This is a genomic window from Pseudonocardia sp. (assembly GCF_029263155.1).
Classification (GTDB): Bacteria; Actinomycetota; Actinomycetes; order Mycobacteriales; family Pseudonocardiaceae; genus Pseudonocardia.
In genome coordinates, this window is the sequence record NZ_JAJCYB010000052.1 from 1 (window position 1) to 24,878 (window position 24,878).

At 71.1% G+C, this 24,878-nt stretch carries 26 protein-coding genes and 1 pseudogene; 5 read left to right on the forward strand and 22 right to left on the reverse strand.

Annotated elements, in window-relative coordinates:
• Nucleotides 1-107: 107 nt before the first annotated feature.
• The 19 genes and pseudogenes from Q1K26_RS10235 to Q1K26_RS10315 form a co-directional block, all read right to left on the reverse strand.
• Nucleotides 108-524: a hypothetical protein gene (locus tag Q1K26_RS10235; protein WP_300009572.1), complete on the reverse strand. Its 417-nt coding sequence runs from the start codon at nucleotides 522-524 to the stop codon at nucleotides 108-110.
• A 188-nt stretch (nucleotides 525-712) separates the two neighbouring features.
• Nucleotides 713-2,842, reverse strand: a complete 2,130-nt coding sequence (locus tag Q1K26_RS10240) for a TOMM precursor leader peptide-binding protein (protein WP_300009575.1) — start codon at nucleotides 2,840-2,842, stop codon at nucleotides 713-715.
• Between the two features lie 86 nt (nucleotides 2,843-2,928).
• Entirely contained in the window at nucleotides 2,929-3,234 is a 306-nt protein-coding gene (locus Q1K26_RS10245; protein ID WP_300009578.1) for a hypothetical protein, read from the reverse strand.
• 10 nt (nucleotides 3,235-3,244) lie between these two features.
• On the reverse strand, nucleotides 3,245-3,490 hold the full coding sequence (locus Q1K26_RS10250) for a hypothetical protein (RefSeq protein ID WP_300009581.1): 246 nt from the start codon (nucleotides 3,488-3,490) through the stop codon (nucleotides 3,245-3,247).
• A gap of 10 nt (nucleotides 3,491-3,500) precedes the next feature.
• Nucleotides 3,501-4,322 carry a hypothetical protein gene (locus Q1K26_RS10255; protein WP_300009585.1) on the reverse strand — a complete coding sequence of 274 codons (822 nt, stop codon included), beginning with the start codon at nucleotides 4,320-4,322 and terminating at the stop codon, nucleotides 3,501-3,503.
• Complete coding sequence (locus Q1K26_RS10260; RefSeq protein WP_300009588.1) at nucleotides 4,319-5,287, reverse strand: ATP-binding cassette domain-containing protein; 969 nt, start codon at nucleotides 5,285-5,287, stop codon at nucleotides 4,319-4,321. The genes Q1K26_RS10255 and Q1K26_RS10260 overlap by 4 nt, the downstream gene beginning before the upstream one ends.
• Before the next feature lie 74 nt (nucleotides 5,288-5,361).
• A complete protein-coding gene (locus Q1K26_RS10265) occupies nucleotides 5,362-6,045 on the reverse strand; it encodes a response regulator transcription factor (protein WP_300009591.1) in 684 nt (227 codons plus the stop codon).
• Nucleotides 6,042-7,151 (reverse strand): histidine kinase, encoded by a 1,110-nt coding sequence (locus tag Q1K26_RS10270; RefSeq protein WP_300009594.1) that lies wholly within the window; start codon nucleotides 7,149-7,151, stop codon nucleotides 6,042-6,044. Before Q1K26_RS10270 ends, Q1K26_RS10265 begins: the two co-directional genes overlap by 4 nt.
• 42 nt (nucleotides 7,152-7,193) lie before the next feature.
• Nucleotides 7,194-7,550 carry a hypothetical protein gene (locus Q1K26_RS10275; RefSeq protein ID WP_300009597.1) on the reverse strand — a complete coding sequence of 119 codons (357 nt, stop codon included), beginning with the start codon at nucleotides 7,548-7,550 and terminating at the stop codon, nucleotides 7,194-7,196.
• Nucleotides 7,551-7,552: 2 nt separating this feature from the next.
• Complete coding sequence (locus tag Q1K26_RS10280) at nucleotides 7,553-8,950, reverse strand: acyl-CoA thioesterase/bile acid-CoA:amino acid N-acyltransferase family protein (RefSeq protein ID WP_300009600.1); 1,398 nt, start codon at nucleotides 8,948-8,950, stop codon at nucleotides 7,553-7,555.
• Between the two features lie 17 nt (nucleotides 8,951-8,967).
• Nucleotides 8,968-10,275, reverse strand: a complete 1,308-nt coding sequence (locus Q1K26_RS10285) for a M50 family metallopeptidase (protein ID WP_300009603.1) — start codon at nucleotides 10,273-10,275, stop codon at nucleotides 8,968-8,970.
• Nucleotides 10,272-11,387 (reverse strand): thiopeptide-type bacteriocin biosynthesis protein, encoded by a 1,116-nt coding sequence (locus Q1K26_RS10290; protein WP_300009606.1) that lies wholly within the window; start codon nucleotides 11,385-11,387, stop codon nucleotides 10,272-10,274. The genes Q1K26_RS10285 and Q1K26_RS10290 overlap by 4 nt, the downstream gene beginning before the upstream one ends.
• Entirely contained in the window at nucleotides 11,384-14,173 is a 2,790-nt protein-coding gene (locus Q1K26_RS10295; RefSeq protein ID WP_300009608.1) for a lantibiotic dehydratase, read from the reverse strand. Before Q1K26_RS10295 ends, Q1K26_RS10290 begins: the two co-directional genes overlap by 4 nt.
• A gap of 13 nt (nucleotides 14,174-14,186) precedes the next feature.
• A complete protein-coding gene (locus tag Q1K26_RS10300; protein WP_300009611.1) occupies nucleotides 14,187-15,776 on the reverse strand; it encodes a SagB family peptide dehydrogenase in 1,590 nt (529 codons plus the stop codon).
• A gap of 13 nt (nucleotides 15,777-15,789) precedes the next feature.
• A complete protein-coding gene (locus tag Q1K26_RS10305) occupies nucleotides 15,790-17,016 on the reverse strand; it encodes a YcaO-like family protein (RefSeq protein WP_300009614.1) in 1,227 nt (408 codons plus the stop codon).
• Nucleotides 17,017-17,076: 60 nt separating this feature from the next.
• Nucleotides 17,077-17,730 (reverse strand): annotated as a pseudogene (locus Q1K26_RS28730) (TOMM precursor leader peptide-binding protein); the annotation flags it as partial.
• A 61-nt stretch (nucleotides 17,731-17,791) separates the two neighbouring features.
• On the reverse strand, nucleotides 17,792-17,995 hold the full coding sequence (locus Q1K26_RS28735) for a thiazolylpeptide-type bacteriocin (RefSeq protein WP_363320458.1): 204 nt from the start codon (nucleotides 17,993-17,995) through the stop codon (nucleotides 17,792-17,794).
• Nucleotides 17,996-18,520: 525 nt separating this feature from the next.
• Nucleotides 18,521-18,736: a thiazolylpeptide-type bacteriocin gene (locus Q1K26_RS10310; RefSeq protein WP_300009782.1), complete on the reverse strand. Its 216-nt coding sequence runs from the start codon at nucleotides 18,734-18,736 to the stop codon at nucleotides 18,521-18,523.
• 5 nt (nucleotides 18,737-18,741) lie between these two features.
• Complete coding sequence (locus Q1K26_RS10315; RefSeq protein ID WP_300009619.1) at nucleotides 18,742-20,733, reverse strand: TOMM precursor leader peptide-binding protein; 1,992 nt, start codon at nucleotides 20,731-20,733, stop codon at nucleotides 18,742-18,744.
• A 467-nt stretch (nucleotides 20,734-21,200) separates the two neighbouring features.
• On the opposite strand from Q1K26_RS10315, the gene Q1K26_RS10320 reads away from it, so the two are divergent.
• The 3 genes from Q1K26_RS10320 to Q1K26_RS10330 all read left to right on the forward strand — a co-directional run bounded on the left by Q1K26_RS10320 (nucleotide 21,201) and on the right by Q1K26_RS10330 (nucleotide 22,148).
• Nucleotides 21,201-21,623 carry a hypothetical protein gene (locus Q1K26_RS10320; RefSeq protein ID WP_300009621.1) on the forward strand — a complete coding sequence of 141 codons (423 nt, stop codon included), beginning with the start codon at nucleotides 21,201-21,203 and terminating at the stop codon, nucleotides 21,621-21,623.
• A gap of 88 nt (nucleotides 21,624-21,711) precedes the next feature.
• Nucleotides 21,712-21,912 (forward strand): hypothetical protein, encoded by a 201-nt coding sequence (locus Q1K26_RS10325; protein ID WP_300009624.1) that lies wholly within the window; start codon nucleotides 21,712-21,714, stop codon nucleotides 21,910-21,912.
• Complete coding sequence (locus tag Q1K26_RS10330) at nucleotides 21,870-22,148, forward strand: hypothetical protein (protein ID WP_300009627.1); 279 nt, start codon at nucleotides 21,870-21,872, stop codon at nucleotides 22,146-22,148. The genes Q1K26_RS10325 and Q1K26_RS10330 overlap by 43 nt, the downstream gene beginning before the upstream one ends.
• Here Q1K26_RS10330 and Q1K26_RS10335 read toward each other — a convergent pair.
• Together Q1K26_RS10335 and Q1K26_RS10340 are read right to left on the reverse strand one after the other, a co-directional pair.
• Complete coding sequence (locus Q1K26_RS10335; RefSeq protein WP_300009630.1) at nucleotides 22,123-22,602, reverse strand: CoA-binding protein; 480 nt, start codon at nucleotides 22,600-22,602, stop codon at nucleotides 22,123-22,125. The two genes, Q1K26_RS10330 and Q1K26_RS10335, sit on opposite strands and share 26 nt — an antisense overlap.
• On the reverse strand, nucleotides 22,599-23,894 hold the full coding sequence (locus Q1K26_RS10340) for an O-acetylhomoserine aminocarboxypropyltransferase/cysteine synthase family protein (protein ID WP_300009633.1): 1,296 nt from the start codon (nucleotides 23,892-23,894) through the stop codon (nucleotides 22,599-22,601). The genes Q1K26_RS10335 and Q1K26_RS10340 overlap by 4 nt, the downstream gene beginning before the upstream one ends.
• A 53-nt stretch (nucleotides 23,895-23,947) precedes the next feature.
• Between Q1K26_RS10340 and Q1K26_RS10345 the strand changes: the two genes are divergently transcribed.
• Both Q1K26_RS10345 and Q1K26_RS10350 read left to right on the forward strand, forming a co-directional pair.
• Nucleotides 23,948-24,070, forward strand: coding sequence for a hypothetical protein (locus Q1K26_RS10345; RefSeq protein ID WP_300009636.1), 123 nt, complete (start codon nucleotides 23,948-23,950; stop codon nucleotides 24,068-24,070).
• On the forward strand, nucleotides 24,045-24,338 hold the full coding sequence (locus Q1K26_RS10350; protein WP_300009639.1) for a type II toxin-antitoxin system RelE/ParE family toxin: 294 nt from the start codon (nucleotides 24,045-24,047) through the stop codon (nucleotides 24,336-24,338). The genes Q1K26_RS10345 and Q1K26_RS10350 overlap by 26 nt, the downstream gene beginning before the upstream one ends.
• Here the strand turns inward: Q1K26_RS10350 and Q1K26_RS10355 are convergent.
• A complete protein-coding gene (locus Q1K26_RS10355; RefSeq protein WP_300009642.1) occupies nucleotides 24,326-24,856 on the reverse strand; it encodes an OsmC family protein in 531 nt (176 codons plus the stop codon). The two genes, Q1K26_RS10350 and Q1K26_RS10355, sit on opposite strands and share 13 nt — an antisense overlap.
• Nucleotides 24,857-24,878: the final 22 nt, after the last annotated feature.

Sequence of the window (24,878 nt, forward strand, 5' to 3'; positions counted from 1 at the left end):
CCGACCGAACCGGCCCGCGATCAACTCCACCACCGCATCCAACGACGCGACCCACCCAGCAAGATCCACCACGCGGTGATCATCACCGCCGGACGACCCTCAGCCTCTCACGACACGCCGAACTGCCGTTGCAGTACTAGAACCGCGACCAGGGAGAGCGGCTCGTGGATGCGGGCGACGGCGACGACGTACACCGAGACTCCGACGAGGGCGACGACCGCGCGCAGCCGACCGGTGAGGCAGAGCAGCACGTCGACCAGGCCGAACACCGGCATCGCGACCCAGAACGGACCGAACGCGAAGACCGCCGTCACCGCGACGGCGAACTCGACCGTCGCCAGCGCCTGCAGCGTTCGTCCCGGCCTGCCGCCGGTCAGGACGTTGCGCAGCACCGCGACCTGCACCGCCACCATGAACACGATCACGGCGACGCCGCCGACCCACTCGGGCGGAGCGGCGCCGGCGAGGAGGTCGAACACCGGGAAGCTGACGAAGACCACCCGCAGGAGGACCATCACGATCACGGCCGACGGTGCCATGACGCCGCGCCCGGCCCACCGGTCCGGCCACCCACCACCGACCACGATCCGGACCGCCCGCCTGCAGATCCTCCGGCGAGACGCCCCCGAAGCGCCCGCGGAGGCCACCGTACCAAGATCCACCCGTTCTGCGGGCGACGAAGGGTGCCGCGGCAGTCGCTGCGTGAGGACCATCAGACGAACAGCGGGATCGGGTTGAGCTCGTCCTCGGTCAGCGCCCGCCCGGGGGCATTGCCTGCGGGGACATCGAAGAGCCGCCCGGGCGCGAACCGCGGCCAGAAATGCCGCAGCCCCGGAACGACGACCTTCACGACGGTGAGGCCGATGTCGGGGCGCGTCATGTCGATGGCGAGGACCTCCAACCCGCGCTGCTCGAGCAGCGACTGCGCCCGGGCCCACTCCTGCCCCAGGTCGCCGACCGGATCGTCCTCGACGGCGGGGAACCGCGTCGCCGGGCGGAGCGGGTCGGGCAGCAAGTAGGGCTGGTTCGCAACGCCTGCGGTGCGCCACCACCCGAGCTGGTCGGCGTTGCCGAACGCATAGCCCGTCCCGTCGGGGCGCACGTTGGCGACCGCGGGGAGGAGCTGGTTGAGCTCGCTGAGGGCGCGGCGCACCGCGACCCGCCCGTCTGGGTGCGCGCCGAAGCCGAACACGATGTCCTCGGCGTCGGTGCCGGTACGTCTACTCAGCGCGACCACCGTCGGGATGCCGATGTCGGAGGTGACGTCGAGGGCCCACAGCTCCCGATCGAGGCTCGCGTGACCCGATTGCATTCGCCGGATCCACGGATCGGCGTCGTGGTCGAGGTCCACCGCCGGGCACCGCAGGCGGTTGTACCACCAGATGCCCACTGCGTCGCGCTCCACGAGCTCGTAACACGCCTGCAGCAGGGCGTCCTCGACGCTGGTACCTGCCGCGTTGCCGTTGGAGTCCGCGCTCAGCTGGGGTGCGCCCGCATCGCGGTGGCCGTAGAACAGCAGCGAGGTCGGCAGGTACCGGCGACGCTCGTGCGTGAGCGACCACACCGGCGTCCAGTCGAGCGGCTCGCGCTGGTCCAGCGGCCGGGCGGCGTGGCGGTACGCCGGCGTGGCGACGTCCTCGGACCGCTGTGCGAGCTGCCGGTCGCTGAAGAGCTGAACGGAGTTCGGGTGGACCGCGAGCTCCCCCAGCTCGTCGTAGCTCGCCCGGATCCGCGGCTCGTCGCCCTGGAACACCGCGCTCGCCCGTTCCAGCGCCTCACCGAGCGCGCTTGCCCGTGCCTGCACGTCGGTCGTGCCCTTGCCGCAGCTGTGCGAGCGCAAACCGACCCGCAGGTCGTCGAGCGAGCGGACCGGCATCGCGCGGTTCGGCCCGGACGAGTACACGTCGACGAACGGCAGCTCGGGCGCGACCGGCACGAGCGCCGCCACGATCCCGGTGACGGGGTCGACGAGATGGCCGAGATCAGCCAGCATCCGCTCCGGCGAGCGGGACCGACGGCCCCCGTCGCGGTGCGCGGAAGCTGCCCGTGCGGTCGGCCGGACGGGCGCCGACATCGACGTGCCCACCTGCCCGGGGTCCCCACAGGCCGGGCACTGGGGTCGCCGGTGCAGCACGTGCCGGGTCACCTCGGTCGTCACCGCGTCGACGACCGTCAGCGATCCGGCGGCGGTTCGCACGCCGCCCAGCCAGTTCGCGGCGGCGGTGGCCGCCAGTGCGACGCCCAGCGCCCGGGTCGCGGGGAGATCGACGATCGGCGGGCTCGGCCAGCGGCCGTCCCGGTGGGCGGCGAGGTACTGCTCCGCGACCCGGTGACCGCGCGCCCGGAACGCGAGGCACCGGTAGCACGGACCGCCGGGCTCGAAGACCGGGCCGACGACGAGGCGGATCCCGACCGGCTTGGCCAGCAGCCACGGCCGGCCCCGCGAGTGCAGGTCCTGAGCGGTCTCGGCCAGCGACGGGTGCAGATAGTCGTCGGTGAGCACGACGTCGAGCCCCGCGTCGGGCCCGGTCGTCACGCGCATTCCGGCCGCCGGCACGGCCGCCTGCGCCCACTCCCGGTCCACCGCACCGCAGGGATGGATCCGGATCCCGCGACCGGCCGCGCGGTCGGCCCGGTCGGCCTCGACCCCTGCCGACTCCCAGTACCCAGCCTCCCGGGCCTCGCCGGTTCCCGGTGCCACGGTGACGAGACCGGCGGAGTCGAATCCCGGCAACGACGCGTTCACGTCGCTGCCGGTCGCCGCGCCGGAGCCGATCACCTCGGCCAGTCTCGCCGCCGCCGGGTGGTCCAGGACCGCGCTGCCGTGCTCGCAGAGCAGCACCGCACCTTCCCCGGCGACGACCTCGAACCTCAGATGCCGCCGCAGAACTGGGCCGCCGACGGTCGTGGCGTCCGCTTCGCGGTCGTTCAGCGGCCACCGCCGATCGTCGCCCCGTCGCGCGGCGCCGGACCGGACGGGTCCCGGTCGGGCGCGGTCGACGAGAAGCAGAGACAGAAGCAGAAACAGAAGGTGCTGCCCTGCGGCGCGTCCACGACGTGCAGCGACACGGCGCCGAGCGCGCCGTCCAGCACCTCGAGGGACCCCTCGGCCCTCGAACCTACGACGATCTCCCCCTGCGACATACTGGCGTCCTCCCGAATCGCGGTCATGATCTGCCGACCATTGTGCGGGTTCCCCGGTCCGCCGGTCAGGACGAAGCGCACGTCGAACACCTGACAATCGTCATGGCGGCGGTGGCCCGCCCGGAGCAGGCGGACGTTGATGGCGGACGAAATCGCGGTAGATCTCGTCGTCGAGCTGCCTCGACTCGAGCTCGAGCCGCTGCCTGGCGATGGCGCCCTGCTGTCGCAGGTGCTCGAGCTGCAGGCGGTCTCGGCTGCGGGACCGCGAGATCTCCTGCACGCCCCACACGACCCAGCCCGTGCTGGCCAGCGCGATGATGCAGCCGGCCGCAAGCAGGAACTCCATCACTCACACCTCACGGCGTCACGTCCCGGATTCGCACCAGCGCGACGCTGCAACCGACACACACCACGATCCAGCCGAGCAGGACCGCGATCCCCACGCCAACCGGCGCCACGGCCACGAGACCCGGCGTACCGGCGGGCGCCCCGGCCGCGGCCGCGAGCGCTCCCCCACTCGGGCCGGGCAGGATCGCCTGGACCCACCGAACGCCGGGAAGGAAGCCTGCAAGCAGGCCGAGCACGTTCTCCACGACGATCACGAGGACGATCGCGGCGCCGACCGCGGCGATCGCGCTACGGAACAGGTGGGCGACGGCCCCCCCGATCATCGCGTACACGAAGGCGATCAGCCAGGAGCCCGCCACTGCGCCCAGGAGTGGGAGCGCCGCCGGCAACGCGGTCGAGGCGCCGAGCGCGGCGGCGATCACGAGAGATACCACCGTGTTGACGACGGCGTACCCGACGGACGTCACGAACGTCACGACACCCAGCGCTGCCGCCTGCGACAGGGCGACCTCGGTGCGGCTCGCGCGCTGGACGAGCAGGGTCCCGATCGTCCCCCAGCGGTACTCGTTCCCGATCACCAACCCGCCCAGCGCGACCATGAAGATGGCGCCGAAGAGCGGATACGCACCGAGCACCGTGGCCGGGATCGCGTCGGGCAGCAGCGTGGGCAGCAGCTGATCCCGGAACGAGGGGTCGCCGGTGAGATAGATGATCAACGGGACGATCTTGGCGCTGAACGTCCCGTAGACGATCCAGCCCAGGCCGCACACCAACCACACACCCGGCCGGTACCGCATCCCGAAGAGCACGGCCCGAATCGCGTCGGTCATGCCGGCACGCCGTTCGTCGTCGACGCCACGGCGTCGTGTGCAGCGATCGTGTCCCCCGCGGCCGTCAGCGCGAAGAACGCCGCCTCGAGGGTGTGCTGCTCCGTGGCCAGCTCGTAGACCTGCAGCCCGGCCGCGACCAGCGTGCTGTTCAGGGCTGCGGCCGCGCCGTCCGCCGCGGTCCCGCTGCTCAGCTCCACCCGGATGACGGGCCCGTCGACCGCGACCGACACGACGACCGGCTCCTCCTGCACCAGCCGGACCGCCACCGACGGACGGTCGCATCGCAGGACGATGAACACCGGCCCGCCCGCGCCCAGCGCCGCCGGGACGTCTTCGGCGATCAAGCGCCCGGACCGGACCACGCCGACCCGGTCGCAGACCTGCTCGAGCTCACCGAGTAGGTGGGACGAGAGCAGCACCGCGCCTCCGGATCTGGCGTGGGTGCGGACCAGCAGCCGCAGGTCAGCGATCCCGGCCGGGTCGAGCCCGTTCGCCGGCTCGTCGAGCACGAGCAGGTCAGGGGACTTGAGCAACGCCGCGGCCACGCCGAGGCGCTGCCGCATTCCCTGCGAGTACGTGCGGTGGCGGCGATCCGCAGCGCCGGCGAGCCCGACCCGCTCCAGGACCCGGTCGACCTCGTTCGCCCCGACCCCCTGGACACGGGCGAGCAATCGGAGATTCTGCCGGCCGGTCAGGTGCGGGTACAGGCCACAGGACTCCAGGAGGGATCCGGTGCGGGCGAGCATCGCCGGATCACCCGGGGATGCGCCGAACACGGTCACCGATCCCGTGGTCGGCCGCAGCAGGCCGGTCACCATCCCGAGAACGGTCGTCTTTCCAGCACCGTTGAGACCCACGAGGCCGTAGACCTCGCCGGCACCGACGCAGAGCGACAGATCCTCGACCGCCGGGGGGCCACCGGCGTAGACCTTGCCGACCCCGCGCAACACCACGACCTCGTCCATGGGTCGAGACTGGCGCCTGCGACAGGCGGACGCATCGCACTCAGGGACGTACCCGCCTCATCCCTGAGGACGACTCAGCTCTCCCGGCCGGGCCGGACCAGCCCGGTCTCGTAGGCGAGCACGACGGCCTGCACGCGGTCGCGCAGCTCGAGCTTGACGAAGATGCGCGCCACATGGCTCTTCACCGTCGTCTCCGACACGTGCAGCGCGGACGCGATCTCCGCGTTGGACAGGCCGCAGGCGAGGGTGGACAGCACCTCGCGTTCGCGCATCGTGAGCTGGTCGAGCACCGAGGGGTCGACGGTGGGCGCATCGAGGACGAACCGCTCGAGCAGTCGCCGGGTCGGGCCGGGCCCGACCACGGCATCGCCGGCGGCAACGGCGCGGATGCCCGCGACCAGTTCGGAGGGCTGCGCGTCCTTCAGCAGGAATCCGCTCGCACCGGCCCGCAGAGCATCGACGACGTAGGCGTCCAGGTCGAACGTCGTCATGATCAGCACCCGGCTCGTTCGCGCGGCCACGATCCGTCGGGTGGCCTCGATCCCGTCGCACGACGGCATCCGGATGTCCATCAGGGTGACGTCGGGGAGCAGCACCGCAGCGCTGTGCACGCCGTCGTGGCCGTCGGCCGCGTCACCCACGACCTCGATGCCCGGCTCCGCGTCGAGCACCATCCGCAACCCGACCCGCAACAGCTCCTGGTCGTCGACCAGCAGCACCCGGATGCCTGTCGCCCCGCGGTCGGCTGGTTCGTTCATATCGGCAGCACCGCACGCACCGTCCACCCACCGCGGACCGGATCAGGCCCCGCCGACAGGGTGCCCCCGCAGGCGTGTGCCCGCTCCCGCATGCCCGTGAGACCGTTCCCGCCACGGCCCACCGCGCCCCTCGCGCCGGCTCCGTCGTCGCTCACGCCGAGTTCCACCTCCCCCTCACGGACGACGACCTCCAGGACGGCGCGCGATCCCACGCCGCCGTGCCGGAGCGCGTTCGTGAGCGACTCCTGCGCGATCCGGTACAGCCCGGACGAGACGGTGCCGGGCAGCCCGAGCAGGCTCCCGGCGAGTACCAGCCGGGTGGGGAGCCCGGCACCGGTCATCTGCTCGGCCAGCGCGACCAGGTCGTTGCCCGGGTCGCGGTGTGGCGCCGCACCGTCCGGTCCGGTGGTGGGCGGATGGTCCTGCCGCAGGACGTCCAGCATCCGCCGCAACTCCGAGAGACCGGTCCGCCCCGCCTCTCCCATGGTCCGCAGCGCGCGCTCGGCTCGTTGCGGGTCGGTCCTGATCTGTGCCGCGGCGCCGTCCGCCAGCACCACCATGACACTGAGGGCATGGGCGATGGTGTCGTGCATCTCCCTGGCCATGGCGACCTTCTCCTCGGCTGCGGTGAGCCTGGCCGACTCCGCGCCCTGCCGACGCGCCGCGAGCACCGCCGACCCGACCGCCCACGGAACCACGAGCCACAGGAGCACGAGCAGCCCCACCGCGCCGACCCGCCACCACGACCAGGCCACGATCCCGAGTACCAGGCAGGCGGTGAAGGCGGCTGCGTCACGGACCCCCCCGTGCACGAGCAGGGTGTAGGCGAACACCAAGGTGGACGCCAGGCCGAAGTGGAAGGCAGTGGCCTCGACGTGGGTGGACAACCACACGACCCCGCCGATCAGCACGACGACGGCGGCGGGCCACGGCCGGCTCCGCCGCAGGGCCACCGGCGCGGCGAGCAGGGCGGCGGTGAGGATCCACAACCACGTCGGTACGGCGTGGAAGGGCGCCGCGGCGGAGTCCACGACCAGAAGGACCGCCGCGAGCAGGGCATCGGTGCGGATCGCGCGCCCGCGCCACCACGCGATGAACCCGTCCACGATCACGACGCTAGTGGTCACCGCCGGTAGGGACCAGCACGGTCAGTCCCCCGAGGCCGGCCCGCCCGGCGCCGGGACGGGACAGACGCCCTCCCACTCCAGACCGTCGGTACCGCCGGGACCCGCCACGAACGCCTCCATGTCGAACCACTGGACGGACGTCGGCGGTGCGCCGACCGGACCGGTGTGACCATCCGGCAGGCGCGGCAGCCGGTCGAGGCGCAGATCGGATCTCTCCTCGACCAGGTAGACCGCGCCCCACACCCGGCGCGTCTCGTCGGAGAACCAGGTCTTGCACCTCAGCCCGGGGAGCGCGCGATAGGCCGCTGCCCCGTCGGTGGTCACCCATTCGCGCAGCCGTCCGAAGTCCACACGCGAGCGGGCGAGATCGAACGTCACGATCACCAGGTACACGGCACCCGCCCCGAACCGCCCGCCGACGCCCGATGGCGATCGCACTCCGCGGAGATCGATCGACCCGCGTCGACACCCACATCGACGTCGACGCCGTCCCGGGAGCGGGCGAGGAAGCCCAGCATCTCGGCCCACGACGTCCGGGCCGCTGCCGCGTTGTCGGCCGGGCGGCCACCGAAGTCGATGACCAGTCCGCGAACCGGTGACAGCCGTGTCGAGGGCGGGAGCGTGGGCAGCCCGTACGGGAAGCACACGAAGTGACCCGCGCCCGGACAGACGACGTGCCGGCTCCGATACGGATGACCGTGCCGGGCCAGCCGCCGCAGGACGGCCTCGGCGTACCGGACCGACGGCCACAGCCGATCGTCCGACCCGGAGATCAGCAGCACCGGACCGTTGATGCGTTCGACCTCGATCTCCGATGGCCCCACCTGCTCGCTGGTGTCGAGCATCCGTTCGAACATCGCCCGCTGCCGCATCGGCCGGCGCAGCAGCCAGCCGAGCACGAAGCCGAGGAACTGCGCGATCCCGTAGCGGCCGGGCACGAACGGAAGCGCCTCGCCGTCCAGCAGCCACGCGGGTTGCGTGAAATCGGTGTAGTCGCCGGTCAGCCCGGCCTGCCGGATGCTGCTCGGCGACCCGGCGACGACGGAGCCGACGAGCGGGCACATCGACGCCACCTGGAGCGCGAGCTCGGCGCCGCGCGAGAGCCCGACGACCGCGATCCGCTGATCGTCGACCTGCGGTTGCCCGGCGAGCCAGTGCACGGCGCGGCACACGTCGTGCAGCTCGATGCGATGGAGGTGCTGCGGCGTGTCCTCCGCCCCGAAGTAGGACATCGACAGGACGGCAAAGCCGTGGCTCGCGAGCAGCGCCGCCGCGTGGTCGTGCTGGCCGCCGTCCGAGCCGCCGAGCAGCAGGACACCGGCCGCGGGTGCGGGTCCGGTCGGCGGGGTGAACAGGGTGCCGACGACACCGTGGCCCGGGTCGACCGGGGTGCCGACGACCCCCGGGTCGCAGAACGTCCTGACGAAGGACCGGGTGGCGACCGTGTCGCCGTCCACGATGACCTCCGCGGTCATCCGCAACGGGGCGGGTCGGCGCCGGGTGAAGAACAGCGGGCGCGGCGCACCCTCCGGATGCATCGCCCACAGCGGCCCCGTGGGGTCGACCCCGTCGTAGGTGCCCTCCACCGGGGCCTGTACGCCCACATCCACCGCTCCCGCCGCGTCCGCGACGTAGGTCGCGTGCGACACCCAGGTCTGTGCGGAGCCGTCGACCACGCTCACCCGGAGCACCACCGGCGAGCCGGGCCGGACCCCGTTCACGCTGATCGACACGGGCTCGTCGATCCGGCTCGACTCCGGCTGGACGACGACTGCCACGGGTCCCCCTTCGGCGGTCACGCGCCGGCCGATCCCGTGCGAGTCCGCGCCACCGGGCCCGAGCCGGTCCCCGACGCCCGTCGTCTCGCCCGCCGCCTGCGGAGCAGCACCACCACCGTCGTGACCACCAGCGCCTCGCCGACCAGCACCGCAGCGGCCGCCCACGGCCCGAGTGCCGAGCTGAGCTGCACGAACCACATGGCGACGACCGCGCTGGCGAGCACGCACCCGAACACGACCGAGGAGACCCCGTAGGACGTGTACGCGATCCGGGCCCGGCGGGGGTACGCCGACAGATCCGCGTCGCGGCGGAGGAGCTGCCGGCAGTACGCGTAGCTGTCGGTCCTCAGGTTCGCCATGCCGAGCGCGTGGGTGAGCATGTGGTAGCCGTCGAGCTGGAGGAACGGGATCACGTTCAGCAACGCGGCGGCGGTCCCCATCAGCAGCACCGACGAGGCGAACACGTGCCAGCCCGAGGCGCCCGGCGTCAGCAGGTGGAGGACACCGAACGGCAGCAGGACCACGAGGCTGACGAACACGCCCGCGAAGGCCGTGGCGACCCGATGCCCGCGACGGTGGAAGAGCACCACGTCGTCGGCCTTGCAGTAGGGCGCCAGCAGGGGCATCCGCCACATCACACCGATCTCGGTCACCTGCCCGCCGAAGTGCTTGCAGGTGAGACCGTGTGCGATCTCGTGCAGCGCGAGACTGCCCCACAACGCGGCCAGCGCGAGCACCCCGAGCACCGGTGTGCGCCACAGCAGGCCCAGATCCGCGACCAGCTCGGGGATCCGGGTGAGGACCAGCGCCACCATCGCGGTGACGGCGAGACCCAGGGCCACGACCAGGGGTCGGGAGTACAGGAGGCGCACGCGTGGCTCGATCGCCGCCAGGAACCGGTCGGGGTCAACCAGCGGGAGGCGGGCGTAGAGCAGGGTCCGATGACCTCTCGATCCCGCGGCGACGGTCTCCGCCACCCCACGCAGCCCGTCCTCGTCCTCGGTGCCGACGAGCAGCATGCGGACGGCCAGCAGGTCGAGCAGCTGGCGCCACTGCGCCGCGCCCAGTTCGCGGCCGAACCGCTCGGCGTACTCGTCGCCGATGTCGGTCAGGGTGCGGGTGCCGTCGAGCCGGGAGAGCAGAAAACACTCCTTCGGTCCGACCTGGAAGAAGCTGCCCGTGCGCCGGTCCTTGACGTGGTGGACGACTCCGGCGCCTCGCATCGTCGCCGGGCCGATCACGATCTCGGGCCGGAGGCACGGGCGGGTCGTGGTGAGCAGCTCGTCGGCGCCGGACGGCGGGCGATCGGTGGGGGGCGCGCTCACGGGACCATCGCCAGGTCGTCCTCGGCGACGCCGTGAACGTCCATCATCGACCGCTGCAGCAGGTGCGCGAGGTAGGCCTCGTCGTGGACACCGACGCCCAGCCGGTTGTTGGTCATGTGCAGGTACCCGCTGAGCAGGATCCCGAGTGCGACGTCCGGATCCACGATGGGTTCCCTGGCCTCGGGGTCGGGGGTCCCGTCCTCCCCGCGGGTCCGGAAGACCAGCAGACCCCGCGTGCTCAGGTCGACCACCCGGTCACGCAGGTCGCGGCAGTGCTCGCTCCACTCACCCACGAACGCGGCGAGCTCGGACCGGTCGTCGTCGAGCACGGCCCGGGAGATCAGGGACACCCGCTCGCCGAGGGGACCGGCCACCTCGTCGTACCCCTGGTCGAACTGCTCGCGATGGTCCCCGAACGGGTCCGGGTAGGCCGTCCTCCAGAACTCGCTGTAGTAGTGGAAGAAGCGTGCCAGTGCGGCGCCGGTCGGCCGGAAGCTGAGTCCGATCACGACGGCCAGCTGGGCGCTGAGCCCGAACATGACGGTGCGGACGTGCACGTTCGCCGAGTCGAGCAACCGCAGGACCATGTCGCTGGACCGCTCGAAGTGCCACTCTGCGAGATCCACACCGGCCGGGCCCCCGTACCGGTCGTACTCGGGTTCGTACGGCAGGCGGGAACAGGAGTTGTTCGGCTGGATCGGCATCCCGCCCTCGCCGTACCGACGTTCCCACTCCTCCTCGCCGTACTCCACGAGGAACATGTCGCGGTGGTACTCGTCGACCTGGTCGGTCTCGACCTCGAAGAGCGCCGGGCGTTCGGCGATGAACCGACCGATCGCCTCGCGTGCCGTGCGCTCGACCTCCTCGGCGAGCGAGGGGGACGCCGGGAGCAGGCGCAACCTGATGTGCGGCCCTTCCTGCCAGTAGCGGATGAAGAAGTACCGGGCGATCAACGAGCGCCGCCGCAGTTCCTCGACCAGCGGTCCGACGCAGTCGACGAGCAGCGGGTTCGGATTGCTGGAGTAGAAGACGTGCAGCGCTATCCAGTCCGATCCGACCGGGAACCCGTGACCGATCGGGCCGGGATCCATCGTGACGACCTCGCTCGTCATGACCCGCTCCTCGTGATTCCGTCGATCTCGACCGTCAGCTCGGCCACGTGCGGCCGCCCGTCGGGGTCCAACCACAGCTGTTCGAGGTCGGGCAGCATCTCGGTGAAGACGAGTCGGTGGGTGGCCGACCTCACGGTGTTGTCCAGGAGCCCCAGTGACAGGAGACTGCCGAAGTCGACGTACTGGGGCTTCATCGTGCCGGCCATGGCCGGGCGGCCCCCGGGATCGGTGTTCCGGTCCTCCGCGTGCGCCACGTCGGGTGTGACGAACACCCGTTCCGGCAGGCCGTTCTCCGCCCGCCACCGCCTCCAGGCGAGCAGGTGCTCCGACTCGGAGCATCCGGGCGACCGGAGCGGCAGGTGGCGCGGATGGGTCTTCCAGAGCCGCCGCGTGAGCACGAGGTTCCGGTACCGCACGCGGGGGTGGCCGCCGATCAGGTCGTCGCCGAGAGGCCGATCGGTTCCGCTCCACAGGTCGATGCGCGCCATCGAGCTGTAGGAGAACCGCAGGAGCATCTGTTGCGTCTCGGGCAGCGCCAGCGGCACGAGGAACCCGAGATACACCGGGATCACCTCGACGTCGAGCCGGCGCGAACGCAGGCGCAGCCGCCCTCCGTCGTCGACGATGACGAGGTCGTCGACGGCGATCTGCTCCTCGGCGGGCCGGAAACTGACATCGCCGGGGCAGACCAGCTCGAACGGCGTGACCACCGGGTGCAGGTTCAGGTTCGTCGTCTCGTAGCCGCCCTTCACCTCGGCCAGCACCGCTCCGGGAGGGCAGACACCGTCGAGCGTCGCACGCAGGCCGTCCACGAGGCCCGATCCCTCGCCGGCGGGACCCGCGCCGTCGGTGAAGCAGTGGGCGAAGCGGGAGAACTGCAGGGTCAGACCCGTGTAGGCGCGGTTGAGCACGGCGAACGGGTCGGTCCCGTCGCGGCCGAGCTGCAGGAAGTAGCAGTGCGGGTCGATGTCACCGGCCATGGCCGGCAGCTCGCTCGCCACGTCGTCGATGAAGGAGTCATCGAGCACGAGCTCGGTGTCGTCGGAGGGATGGTCGGCGTAGCGGCGGCGCATGTGGTCGACGACCGCGCTGCGGGCCCGGTCCAAGGCCCTCAACTCGGGTTGGTTGAGCCAGTTGACGTGCGGGACGTAGTCGTTGTTCGCGTCGAAGTCGGCCCGTTGCATCGACGAGCGCACGTACCGGTCGAAGAAGTCCTGATGGAACTCGTGCACGAACGTGACGACGTCGTCGCATCGCCCGCCGGAACCGTAGCGGGAACGGAAGTAACCGGCCATCACCAGTCGATGCGGGAGGGTCATGTCGAAGACCGGGAGGATCCGGGCCAGGCCCGTCAGCGCCGGATGCAGCAGCGCATCCCACTCCGCGCTGTCCGCCCGGGCGCCCGCGGGGAGGCTGACGTCCTCGTACAGGACCGTCCGGGGTACCGAGCTCGTCGCGGCACCGAGGTCGTCCTGCGTCTCCAGCAGGTCCAGCCGGATCGATTCGAGAAGCGTGCGACGGGACTCCAGCGGCGCCGAGCCGTACTCGGCCACCGCGTCGGCGACGGCGTCGAGACGGTCCGACAGCATCGTCGCCCAGGTGCGGTCGAGGTCCCTGACACCCGCACAGAACCGCCGCACCGGGTCGGGATGGTGGATGTCGACGTGCAGGGTCGGCGTGACGAGCAGGCCCAGCCGGAGCAGGTGCCCGAGGTAGGCCTCGACCTGATCAGGGTCACGACGCTCGGACGGTCCCGACACCAGCCGGTTCCTCAGGTCGGCGAACCGCAGGCGGACACCGGGCGCCAGAATGGCGAACACCTCGTGCAGAACGCCGCTGTTGGCGAGGTAGAAGAGGTTCTCCTGGACGGTGTCCATCGTCACCGCGGCGTCGTCGTCACCGCTGCGACGCTGCCGCCTGACGTAGCGGATGCGGCCGCGATGCTCCTGCCAGCCGCCGGTGATCTCCACCGGGATGTCCGCCCGGAGCGCCGGATCGGAGGTGAGGACCGCCGCGATGCGGGCCACCACCGCCAGGTTCAGGCGGGTGTGGGACCGCCACGGCGCGTCGCCGGTGTCCAGGGTGAGCAGCGACCCGACGCCGGGCTCGAACCGGCCCAGCCCCACCGGTGTGAAGTAGCTGAACGGGCTCGTCTTGCACGCCGTGCGGTACACGTACTCGAGTACGGAGCGCTCCATCCGGCGGGCGCGCTTGGACGGCGTGCTCCCGCTCGTGAGATACCCGCCGACGTGGCGATCGATCGACGGTGAGGCCAGCAGCAGGCCTCTGCGGATGTGCGGATGGTCGGCCAGGGCACGCAGGTGCGCCCGACCCGTGCCGAGCTCGTCGGCCACGACGTCGTCGCCGATCTCGACCTGCGACCGGTGGTCGCGACGTTCGCGCAGCCAGCTGCGGAGCAGCACGGACGTCGCCGCGGGCAGCACGTCGACCACCGCGTCCACCGAGGCGGGGTCCGGAACCCTGAGGTTGTAGACATGCCGCCGGATCTCGAGGAGCTTGCGGCGCGCCACCTCGTCGGTGAGCCCGCGCACCGCCGACTGCAGCAGGTCGGCGAGACGGTCCTTCTCGATGGTCAGTCGCCGCTCGGATCCCAGCACGCCCTCCGCCCAGGCCACCGACGCCGGTGATCGGAGCGGCGCCACCGCGTCCGCGGGCAGCCCGCCGAGCCGGAGCATGAAGAACGGCGGTCGGATCCAGCGGGTGCCGGCCTCGGATGGTGTCCCGGTCGCCTGGAGGATCGCGCCGGGCCCGTGTCGTCCTGTCACGTCATCGTCTCCCTCAGTCGAGCCGAAGATCGAACTCAGGCGCGCCGACGCGCTCGTTCCCGATCATGATCAGGAGCATCGGCCACTCGTCGGATTCGGCCAGTCCCAGCCGCTCGGCGATGGCGACGTTGTCGAAGCCCAGCACTGCCCCACAACCGACGTCGGCCGCGGCCGCGGCGAGGTACACCGCCTGGGCCACGGCGCCCACCTCGGCGTTGAGCAGGCGGTAGCCGCGGTCCCCGATCGCCTCGATCACCGCCCGCGGCCGTCCGAGCACGGCGATCGTCGCGGCCGCCTGTTCGAGGTTGTAGTTGTTCAGAAAGTAGTTCCACTGGAGGAAGCGGCCGACGGCCCCGTGCTCCACAGCGCGGAACGAGCGGTCGACGTACTCGTACGTGCCCTCGACGAGGCCCGCGACATGGGTGGCGAAGACGACGCACCGGGTGAGTGTCTGGCCGGCCCCTTCGGTCGCCTCGGTCGACAGCCCACCGTTGGAAGCCGCATACCCGAGAACCCCCGCGAGCGTGGCCGAGGGGAGCTCCGGAGTGGCCGAGAAGGCGCCGAAGCTCGAACGTCGGCCACAGAGGGATCGCTCGACGTCGACGTCGAGCGACCCGCCATCCGGTACCGGCACCGCGACCGGGTCGGCGGACGACCGGGGACGGGGCAGCGCCCTTTCGAGGCACGGCCCGGTCGGGACCGGGCCGGCGTCGTTCAGGCAGGCGCGCTGCACGGCCTGCACCGCCGGGAATCCGACCACATCCCTCGACCGTTCGGTCTCGATCCGCCGAACCCGCGCGCCCGACGGTCCCCCGCTCACACCGGGCGAACCCGTCGACACGGCCACTGGCATGGATGCGCCCTCCCAGCTCAGCGGCACGGCCGCGAGGACGCTCTCCCCGGTCCCGTCGAGTCCGAGCAGGTCGTTGAGCGCAGGCTCGTCGAACCACATCGCCGCATCGATCCGGCGCCCGGTCGCGCCTGCCCAGGTCCCCCAGGTACCCAGGAGGGTGCCGACGTCCATCGTCACGACGTGGTAGCTGAAGGAGTTGTACTTGAACGAGTTCTTCCAGATCTTCACGCTGACCAGCAGGTAGTGGTCGGCTCCCAGACCGGGGACCGCCGCCCGCACCTGGTCGGTGACGTCGCCGGCGAGGAGCCTGTTCAGGGCGTGGTGAGGATGGGAGTAGTGGTAGACGCCCGGGGCCAACGGTCCGCTGGGGCCCGCCACCCAGTAGACCTCCCCGGCGTAGAGGCCGCCGCCGGACGCCGTCCCGCGCGCCCACGACGCATGCTCGAACGAGATCAGCGCCGGACTGTCTTCGTTCCCGGTCAGCCGCATGCGGCGCGAGTGCAGGCCGTATGAGCGGTGCAGCATCGTCGAGAGGGAGTCCAGGTCGAACGCAGGACCCGCGCCGACCGGGAACGGTTCGTCCGCCGTGCTCGGGTGCGCCGTCGGCTCCGGCAGCGGGATCCGGGTGGCACCGCGATAGAGCTTGGTCCGGTAGGGCCGGTCCGCCCACCTCGGCGAGTAGTCCGACGGCTCCATCGGCTCTCTGGCTCGACGCAGAACCGCTTCCACATAGTCGGCTGTGACGCTCATCGACGGCTCCGGATCACGGGAAGGGGTGAGGGGCGCAGTGCAGCTCCGACACGTCGAGCTCCCGCGCCCAGCGCGGCGCGTCGCGGAAGGCCGTCCGGGTGCGGCTCATGTGCCGGGCCCGCTGGCGGTCCCAGCCGAAGTCGATCGGCAGCAGACCGGGAACGACGACGCAGTGGGTCGACACGCCCTCCGCCCGCTGCTCCCGGCTGGTCTGGTCCACCACGATGACGTCGAATCCGCGACCGCTCAGCAGCCCGGACAGATAGGCGACGTCGTCGAGCAGGTCGAGGTTGCGTGGCCGCTGCGCCTCCCATCCCGCATACGTCTGCACCATCGACAGCGGTGGGGCCTGGTTCCCGAGCAGGAAGTCGGCGTGGTGTCGCATCTCGGGCAGCCCGTAGAGCAGGGCGTGATGGCGCAGCTCGTGCACCTTGCCGAAGTCCCCGGCCATGGCTCGGGCCTCCGCGAGATCGGACTCGGTGCGCCGGTCGAAGTCGGGCACGTAGGACGCCACCTCGCAGAGGGCCGCGCGCACGGCGTCCTCCGGGTCCAGGCTCGCGCCTGCAGCGAAACAGAGGGTTCCCAGCCCTCCGTCGCGGCGCACCGCGACCGCGGTGACGACCGGGATCGGCAGGTCGATCCGGTTGTCGAACAGCCGGACGTCGTATCCCATGTGCCCGACCAGATCGATCATGATCCGGGTGTCGGTCGACATGCAGGTCGCCGGGTCGATCTCCGGCAGGCCCGCCCGCCCGTACCAGCAGAGCAGGAAGGCGTCGCGTTCGATGAGCTCGAGGAGCCCGAAGAAGACGGCCTCCTCCGGACAGCTACCGGTGGCGCATCCGTTGGAGCACTCCATCACGAACGTCTCGTGGCCGCCGAGGATCCCGCTCCCGTAGTAGACGATCTGTTCGGGCAACAGAACGGGCCGCTCGTCCCGCAGGGAGTGGCCCCATACCCAGCGCATCGGCTTCTGCTCGTCGAACCGGCGGTGGTAGGACCGGTCGGAGTAGTAGTCGTCGGAGTAGACCCCGCAGTTCCGTGGATCGAGGGCGACCTCGCCGAGGTTCGCGAAGGAATCGATCACCTGGTTCTCCGGGCCTCGCGGCCGGAGGCCGGCGTACCGTTCCAGCCCCTCGAGGATCGCCAGTGAGCGGCTGTCGTCGAAGCGATCGGCGTGCCCGCTCCAGAAGAACTCGTGGTACCCGAACACCCCGCGCATCCGCATCACACCGGTCACCGGAGAGGTCGTCGGGCTCTCGAAAGCGGGATACGCTCCGGGGCCGAGTGCACCACACACCGGATTTCCGTAGGCCTCGGCATCGAAGGCGTAGTCGGCGACCGAGCGGATCCGGAAGTCGTCCACACCGGATTTCCGCCGGCTCTCCAGTCGCAGCGATCCGTCCTGCACCGGCTGCGGACCGGCACACGTCGGGCAGGTCGGGTCCGCCACCAGCGGAAGGCGCGTCACCCGCAAGGTGTCCAACGCGATCGTCCACACCCACCCGTGACCGTCCTTCACGGGCCGGTCGTCACGGGCCGACGCAGCGGCCACCAGATCGGCAATGACGTCGATGGCGTAGTCGGAGAGGTAGGGAATGGCTGCCGTGCACCGGACCTCGCGCGAGTGCCCCTCCAGAACGGCGCGCTCCTCGTTCGGTCGAAGCGCCTGCCACCGGCGTGCCAGGCAGTCCCGGCAGGGACTCCCCTGCCTTCCCCGACCCGTCACCGGCCCGACCACGGCAGCATTCCCCGTCAGCTGGACGGGGACCGTCAGTCGATCCGGCACCGTCTCCCGTTCGCCGGATCGACCGGGGTGGTGCGCGGACAGGGCGTCACGCAGGCCCAGCACGCGGACGTCCACGTCGCAGTCCGGGATGCGCGCGCCGATCTTCCTCGCCGCACGTGCGGAGTCGACCACCGCCGGATCAGCATGCACAGCATCGACGTTCATGAGCTACCCGTCCTTCGAACCAAGCACCGGAGACGACGACCACGACCGGACCGAGGAGCGGTCAGCTGCTCGAACTGGAGATCGCCGAGCAGCTGCAGCTCGTCGTACTGGAACAGCTGCAACTACTGGTGGCACAGCAGCTCGAGCAGCTGCAACTGCAACAACTGGTGCTGCCGGCCAGATCGTCGGTGAAGTCGGCAAGGTCGGTGATCTCGAACGTCTCGCTCTCGAGTTCGAGGATCTCGCGGCTGAGGACGAACGCCATTTCTTCCACATCCTTGGGCTGGGCCGGCCGACCGTCGGCCGGCTTGAGGTACGGTCAGGTCCGTTCGGCACAGTGCGACTCAGGCACAGCTGCTGGTACTGCTGCAGCTGGAAGAAGTCGTTCCGCAGCAGCTCGACGTGCTGCAGCTGCAACAACTGGAGCAGCTACAACTGCTCGACGTGGCATCCATCATCTCGGCGGACTGCACGAGGTCGGATACCTCGAACGTCTCGCCTTCCAGCTGAAGCAGATCACCGCGCAGATCCGTTGCCATGATTGTCTCCTCCATCGCGTGGTTGACGAAATTACGTGCAGCTGCTCGTGCTGCTGCAGCTCGACGACGTCGTGCCGCACGTACTCGACGTGCTGCAACTGCAACAACTGGAGCAACTGGAACTGCTCGATGTCGCGTCCATCATCTCGACCGATTGTTGGATGTCCACGACCTCGAACGTTTCGCACTCCAGCTGCAGCAGCGCACCGTGCAGGTTGGTCGGCATGATCGATCCATTCCCTTCCGGGGCGTCAGGTGCAGCTGCTCGTACTGCCGGTGCTGCAGCTCGTCGTGCTGCTCGAACTGCCGCAGCTGCTGCTGCAGGCGCAGGTGCTCGACGTGCTGCAGCTGCAACAGCTCGTGCTGCAGGTTCCCGCGAAGTCATCGGTGAGCTCGGCAATGTCGGCGATCTCGAAGGTCTCGCTCTCGAGCTCACGCAGATCTCCGACCAGGGTCTGTGCGACCATCACGATCACGTCCTTTCTCGGCTGTGGAGTACTACTCGAACGGTTCGAAGAATCGTCCGGAGATCAGGTGGCGTCGTGTCGACCACAAGTGGCTCGACGCCGATCAGACCGGCGCGGTCCGGCCACCGCACGGGCGACGACTCAGCCCGGTGCGGAGCCGTCGCCACCCGGATGACGTCGGGCGCGGCATCCGCGACGAGGAGATCACCCAGGTCGACCGCGGAGCCGACGCCCAGCTGCAGCCGGCCGACCACGTCCCGAAGGGCCGTTCCTGCGGCCTGCTCGAGGGACCATCCCGCCCGCACCAGCCAGACGGCACGGCCGTCGGCGCTGCCGGTGACAGGACCGGCCGCGTCCGGGCGAGCGGTGGCGAGCACGACCTCCGCGAGGCCGTCGGCAGGGAGTCTCAGCACCTGCACGGAGAAGCCCAGGTGCCGCGCCACCCGGTACAGCAGCGCAACTTCGGGATCGGACGCGAGCAGTTCCGGGGCTGCCTCGGTGGCCGGCACGCCGGCCAGTGCCCGCGACAGCGCGCGGTGGGCGAACACCGACCGAAGGCCCTCATCGACGGCCTCGGCCATCGTCGTGCCGGCTCCTGCGCCGACGGCCAGCCGCTCGAAGAGCGGGTCCTCGACCATCGCGGATCGGCGGACGGCCGCCGTGGGCACCAGCCACTCGGTTCCGTCGAGCACCGCGGATGCCGTCGTCCACGCCAGATCGTGATCGGCCGGTACCGGCAACCCCGTCCACGTCGAGATCGACTCCGGCGGGGCGACGGCTCCGATCCCACGGCTCGACTCGACAGAGCCTCTGCCTGGGCCTCTCCCGCCGACGACGTCGGCGTATACCGTGGCAGCAACCCGGAACGCACGGTTGCGGGCGGCCAGGACGCTGGTCACGTCGAAGGCCGTGATCTCGATCCCGTCGCCGGCGTCGCGATCGGCCGAGCCGAGCCGGATCCGAGCCGTCTTCAGCGGTGATTGCTTGAGGTCGTCGTCATGGAATCCCGAGAAGACCCCGACATACGGGGCGACGTGCGACCAGTAGCGATCGTGCACCTCACGTTCGGACAGCTCCGCGTCGATGGGATGGTCGACACCGGGATCGACGTCGATCGGCTCACGGCCACCGCACGCCGGGCAGGCCGGGTGCGGCAGGAGCCGTTCACGCGTCGAGGTGAGCGTGTCCAGGTCGACGACCAGGACCGACGAGTCGGTCTCGGCAGGCGCACATGCGGTACGGATGCGAAACGCATCGAACGCCAACGTGGTGCCGAGCATCCGTGCCACCGGCGTGCTCATGCGGGTGGACGGTGACGGGTCGGCCCCACGGGCGAGGCCGCGCCACACGTTCGCCGCGGCGCGAGCGGGGAGGTTGACCTCCAGCCGGAGCAGCATGCAGGTCCAGCACGGCTGGCCGGTCCGCCGGGTCGCGGGGCCGACGAACGCGCAGCCCGCCGCCTCCAGGACCGGCAGCAGCACGGTGCCGTCCGGAAGGTCGGCCACGAGGCCCCCGAACCGGGTCGGGCCGAGCTCCGCGACCGCGGCGATCACCACGTCGGCCGCATCCGGTGGCATGCCCGCCCGGACCTCGGAGGGCAGGCCGGACGACCGGAGCTCGGCCGCACATCCCTCGACCTCACCGGCGAGCGAAGCGCCCGCGTCGACCAGGTGCAGTGTCCGGACCCCGTTGCGCAGCGAGCACAGCGCGGCCGATCGGGCAACCGGGCCGTCACCCATCACCACCATCGTGGTCTCCCGGAACGCGGTGAACCGACCGGCGGCGTCATCGACGTAGTGCTCGACGAAGTTCAGCTGTGGAGCGAACCGGACCCGAACGGCGTCGTCGAGATCCACCTCCCCGGCACCCGCACGATCCCGGACGAAGCCGCGATCCATCAGCATCTCGATCAGGTGCGTGATGGTCGCGCGTTGTTCCGGAGGCAGTCCGGTGCAGAGCTCGCCGAGCGTGTGCTCGCCGGTCAAATGTGGGCTCAACGCCGAGATCCACCGGTATGCGGACTTTCCCTTCAGTACGAAACCGTCGTCCGCGTGCCGTATGAATGCGCCGTCCATGCTCTCGGCGAAAACCACGTCATGGCGGAGTCGCGGACGGACGACAGAAAGGTCGAGATGTCGATCAGAACCGGCGGGACCGATCTCTGCATGAGGCGATTCGATCGATGCCGCCACGATACCCCCAGCGTTTCTCAGCATTTCCGACCCACTGCCGCTGTCCAGACCCGGAGGCCGCCATACGTTCTGCGATTCCTACCGAGAGACGTCGTGTCGCTCCACATCCGGACCGGGTACAATGCTCGCAGTCGGCGCGGCCCGCTACCAGGACCGCTGACACGATTCGGTGATGACAGCTGTCACGGTCGCCCTCCCCGGCGGTGGACGCGGGGCCGGCGTCCGCCCGAAGCACCGGCGCCGGCCTCGACACGCCCGCTACGATCGAAGGCGTGGTCCGTCCGAACCCCGCGGGTGACGACCCCCCGCGACCATCATGGATGGGCGCCCCGGGCTACGTCCCGCACCCCGAACCGGCCCCGCACACCCCGATGCCCGGCCCACCGCCTTACCCACCGGCCGAGAAGCACCCGCCGGTCGGAGCGGCAGGCGACCGCACCGGGTTCGGCCCGCCGCTGGCTGCCTCTGCGGTGTGGGCGGCGGTGCTCGTCGTCCTGGTCGTCGTGGTGTCCGGCCCGCCGCCCGGCGTCGGCGGCATAATCCGGCTCCTGCTGTCGTGCGCGCTGATCGGGCTGCTCGCGGCCACGGTCACCTGGGTCGTGGTCCGCAGGCACGCGTGGCCGTTCTGGGTGGTCGTGCTCGTCGCGGCGCCGTTCTTCTGGCTGCTGCGCACCGTCATCCAGTTCCCTGGCTAGGAGGGTCCTGAACCACTCCGGCCGTAGCGCGCAGTAGGCCCGAACAGTTCAGGGCGTTCGAGTACGACGCGGGACCGATCGGTGGTCGATGACCCCGGAGGAGGTGTTCGCGTTCACCGACCCCGCCGGGCCGGTGTACCTGCCGGGCGCGTTCGTGCTGGCGCTGGGTGCGCTCAAGGCCGAGCCGCGGATCACCGAGTCGTTCCGCACCGGCGCCGGGATGGGCTGGCACGAGCAGGACGCCGCGTGTTCACCGGCTGCGAGCTGTTCTTCCGGCCCGGCTACCTGATGACCTGGTGCCGAGCTGGATCCCCGCCATGGACGGGGTCGCGGCCACCCTGCGGGCTCGGCCTCGCCTCGTCCCGGGCCCGGGCGCGCCACCCCGGCCCGGTCGGCGAGCTGGTCGTGCCCGAGATCTGGGCCTACACCGTCTTCGGCCATCGGTTCGACGGCACCGGTGTCGTCCCGCGGACAGTGACGGAGCTGCTGGCGGACGCCGTCAGCGGCCCCGTCGCCGGGAGCTGATCACCCCGGTGTCGAAGCCGGCGATGTGCAGGCCGCCGTGGAACCGGGCGTGCTCCACCTTGAGGCAGCGGTCCATCACGACCTCCAGCCCGGCCGCCTCGGCGCGGCGGGCCACGGCCTCGTCGAGCAGGCCGAACTGCGTCCAGAAGGTGCGTACTCCGTCCAGGGCGAGCACCTCGTCGAGCACGCCGTCGAGGTCCTCACGGCGGCGGAACACGTCGACGAGATCGGGCACCACGGGCAGGTCGGCCAGCGTCTTGTGCACCGGGCGGCCGAGGATCTCCGTGACGTTCGGGTTGACGAAGTACACGTCGTAGCCGGTGCTCGCCAGCAGGTAGGTGGCCACGAAGTTGCTGGCCCGCGCCGGGTTCGGCGACGCCCCGACGACGGCGACGGTGCGGGTGGCGCGCAGGATCTGCTGCCGCCGGGTGGCGGACGGGTTCTCCCAGGTCATGCCTGCTCCTTCGCGGCCGCCGCGAGGGCCTGGTCCAGGTCCCACAGGATGTCCTCGGGATCCTCCAGCCCGACGCTGATCCGCACCAGGTCCGGCGGCACGCCGGCGTCGCGGAGCTGGTCGTCGGTGAGCTGCTGGTGTGTGGTGGAGCCGGGGTGGATCACCAGTGTGCGGGCGTCGCCGATGTTGGCCAGATGGCTGCACAGCTGCACCGACTCGATGAACCGCTGGCCGGCCTCACGCCCGCCCGCGACGCCGAACGCGAACACCGCACCCGGCCCCTTGGGCAGGTAGCGGGCGGCACGGTCGTGGTGCGGGTGGTCGGGCAGCCCGGCCCAGCGGACGTAGGACACGCGCGGGTCGGCGTGCAGCCACTCGGCCACCGCGCGGGCGTTCGCCACGTGCGCCTCCATCCGCTGCGGCAGCGTCTCCACGCCCTGGAGCAGCAGGAACGCGGAGTGTGCGGCGAGGGTGGCGCCCACGTCGCGCAACTGCTCGGCGCGCAGCTTGGTGAGGAAGCCGAACTCCTGGAAGTTGCCCCACCAGTTCAGCCCGCCGTAGGACGGGATCGGCTCGGTCATCTGCGGGAAGTTGCCGTTGCCCCAGTCGAAGCGGCCGGACTCGATCACCACGCCGCCCAGCGTGGTGCCGTGCCCGCCCAGGAACTTGGTGGCGCTGTGGATCACGATGTCGGCGCCGTGCTCGATCGGTCGGCACAGGTACGGCGTGGCCATCGTGGCGTCGACGACGAGCGGCAGCCCCGCGGCGTGCGCGACGTCGGCCAGCCCCGCGAGATCGGCCACCTCTCCCCCGGGGTTGGACACGACCTCCGCGAACACCAGCTTCGTCTCGGGACGGATCGCCGCGGCGAAGGAGGCCGGGTCGCCCCCGGGCACGAACGTCGTGTCGACGCCGAAGCGGCGCAGCGTCACGTCGAGCTGGGTGATCGTGCCCCCGTACAGCCCGGCCGCCGCGACGATGTGGTCACCCGCCCCGGCGAGCGCGGCGAAGGTCAGGAACTCCGCGGCCTGCCCGCTCGCCGTCGCGACGGCGCCGATCCCGCCCTCCAGGCTCGCGAGGCGCTCCTCCAACACCGACACCGTGGGGTTGGCGATCCGGCTGTAGATCAGCCCGTACTTCTGCAGCGCGAACAGGCTCGCGGCGTCGGTCGTGTCCTCGAACACGAAGCTCGTGGACTGGTAGATCGGCACCGCCCGCGCCCCGGTCGCGGAGTCGGGCACGTGCCCGGCGTGCACGGCGCGCGTGCGGAATCCCCAACTGCGATCGCTCATCCGCCCATCCTGCCCCACCCCGATCGACCTCCCTCCAGGAGACGATCACGGTCTTGTCCGATCCCGCGCTGCTGACCGCACACCGCGAGGGCCGAGAGGCGATCGAGGACGGCGACTACCTCGACGCCGACCAGCTCGCACACGCGATGCGTGACGCCGGACGTCTCGCTCGGTGAGTCCGCGTACCGCCTGCGCATCGCCCGTTCGGCCACCCGAGCCCTCGCCGAGACCCTGCCCGACAAGGTCACCTCGGCCGCCTACGAGTTCATCACCGGGCCGCTGCTCGACGACCCGCACCGCGTCGGCACGCCGCTCAACCCGCCGATGGCGCCGGCCTGGACGGCCCGCCGCGGCAGCTACCGCATTCTGTACCGCATCGACGACGCCGGCGGGATCGTCGAGGTCACCGCGGTCCGGCACCGCTCCGACGCCTACCGGGGCTGACAGCTCGGTGCCGTGACCAGCTCGGTGGTCACGGGAGTCGTGTGGCGGAACAGGTCGAGCACCGGGCAGTGCGTGTCGACGGCGTCGGCGAGCTCGCGATAGCGCTGCGGATCCGCGGGCCCCGACAGCGTCACCCTGACCCGCACCTCCCCGAACCCGGGCCGTACGGCGTCGTCGAGACCGAGGAAGCCGCGGACGTCGAAGTCGCCCTCGGCGTCCAGCACGATGTCGTCGAGCGGGATGCCCAGCTTCGCCGCCCACAAACGGAACGTGACCACCTGACAGGACAGCAGCGCGGCCAGCGCGTGCTCGACGGGGTTGGCCCCCGCGCCCGCACCCCCGAGCGCGGGTCCCTCGTCGACCACCAGCGTGTGGCGGCCGATGCGGATCTCGGAGCGCACGCCGTCGCCCCCCGAGCCGGTGGCCCGGAACACCGGCTTCCCACGCTGCGGGTCGGCCACGGCCGCGCCGATCCCGGCGACGACCGACGCCAGGTCGGCAGGCTTCTCGACGTTCACTCGGATCTCCTCGGAGGTGCGG

What these genes read in the sequence shown, in the direction of transcription:
- Q1K26_RS10300 (WP_300009611.1), bottom strand. Translation starts at nt 15,776, where the DNA reads ATGAGCGTCACAGCCGACTATGTGGAAGCGGTTCTGCGTCGAGCCAGA.
- Q1K26_RS10310 (WP_300009782.1), bottom strand. Translation starts at nt 18,736, where the DNA reads ATGGTCGCACAGACCCTGGTCGGAGATCTGCGTGAGCTCGAGAGCGAG.
- Q1K26_RS28735 (WP_363320458.1), bottom strand. Translation starts at nt 17,995, where the DNA reads ATGGCGTTCGTCCTCAGCCGCGAGATCCTCGAACTCGAGAGCGAGACG.
- Q1K26_RS10335 (WP_300009630.1), bottom strand. Translation starts at nt 22,602, where the DNA reads ATGACCTGGGAGAACCCGTCCGCCACCCGGCGGCAGCAGATCCTGCGC.
- Q1K26_RS10255 (WP_300009585.1), bottom strand. Translation starts at nt 4,322, where the DNA reads ATGACCGACGCGATTCGGGCCGTGCTCTTCGGGATGCGGTACCGGCCG.
- Q1K26_RS10340 (WP_300009633.1), bottom strand. Translation starts at nt 23,894, where the DNA reads ATGAGCGATCGCAGTTGGGGATTCCGCACGCGCGCCGTGCACGCCGGG.
- Q1K26_RS10265 (WP_300009591.1), bottom strand. Translation starts at nt 6,045, where the DNA reads ATGAACGAACCAGCCGACCGCGGGGCGACAGGCATCCGGGTGCTGCTG.
- Q1K26_RS10325 (WP_300009624.1), top strand. Translation starts at nt 21,712, where the DNA reads ATGACCCCGGAGGAGGTGTTCGCGTTCACCGACCCCGCCGGGCCGGTG.
- Q1K26_RS10250 (WP_300009581.1), bottom strand. Translation starts at nt 3,490, where the DNA reads ATGGAGTTCCTGCTTGCGGCCGGCTGCATCATCGCGCTGGCCAGCACG.
- Q1K26_RS10260 (WP_300009588.1), bottom strand. Translation starts at nt 5,287, where the DNA reads ATGGACGAGGTCGTGGTGTTGCGCGGGGTCGGCAAGGTCTACGCCGGT.
- Q1K26_RS10290 (WP_300009606.1), bottom strand. Translation starts at nt 11,387, where the DNA reads ATGACGAGCGAGGTCGTCACGATGGATCCCGGCCCGATCGGTCACGGG.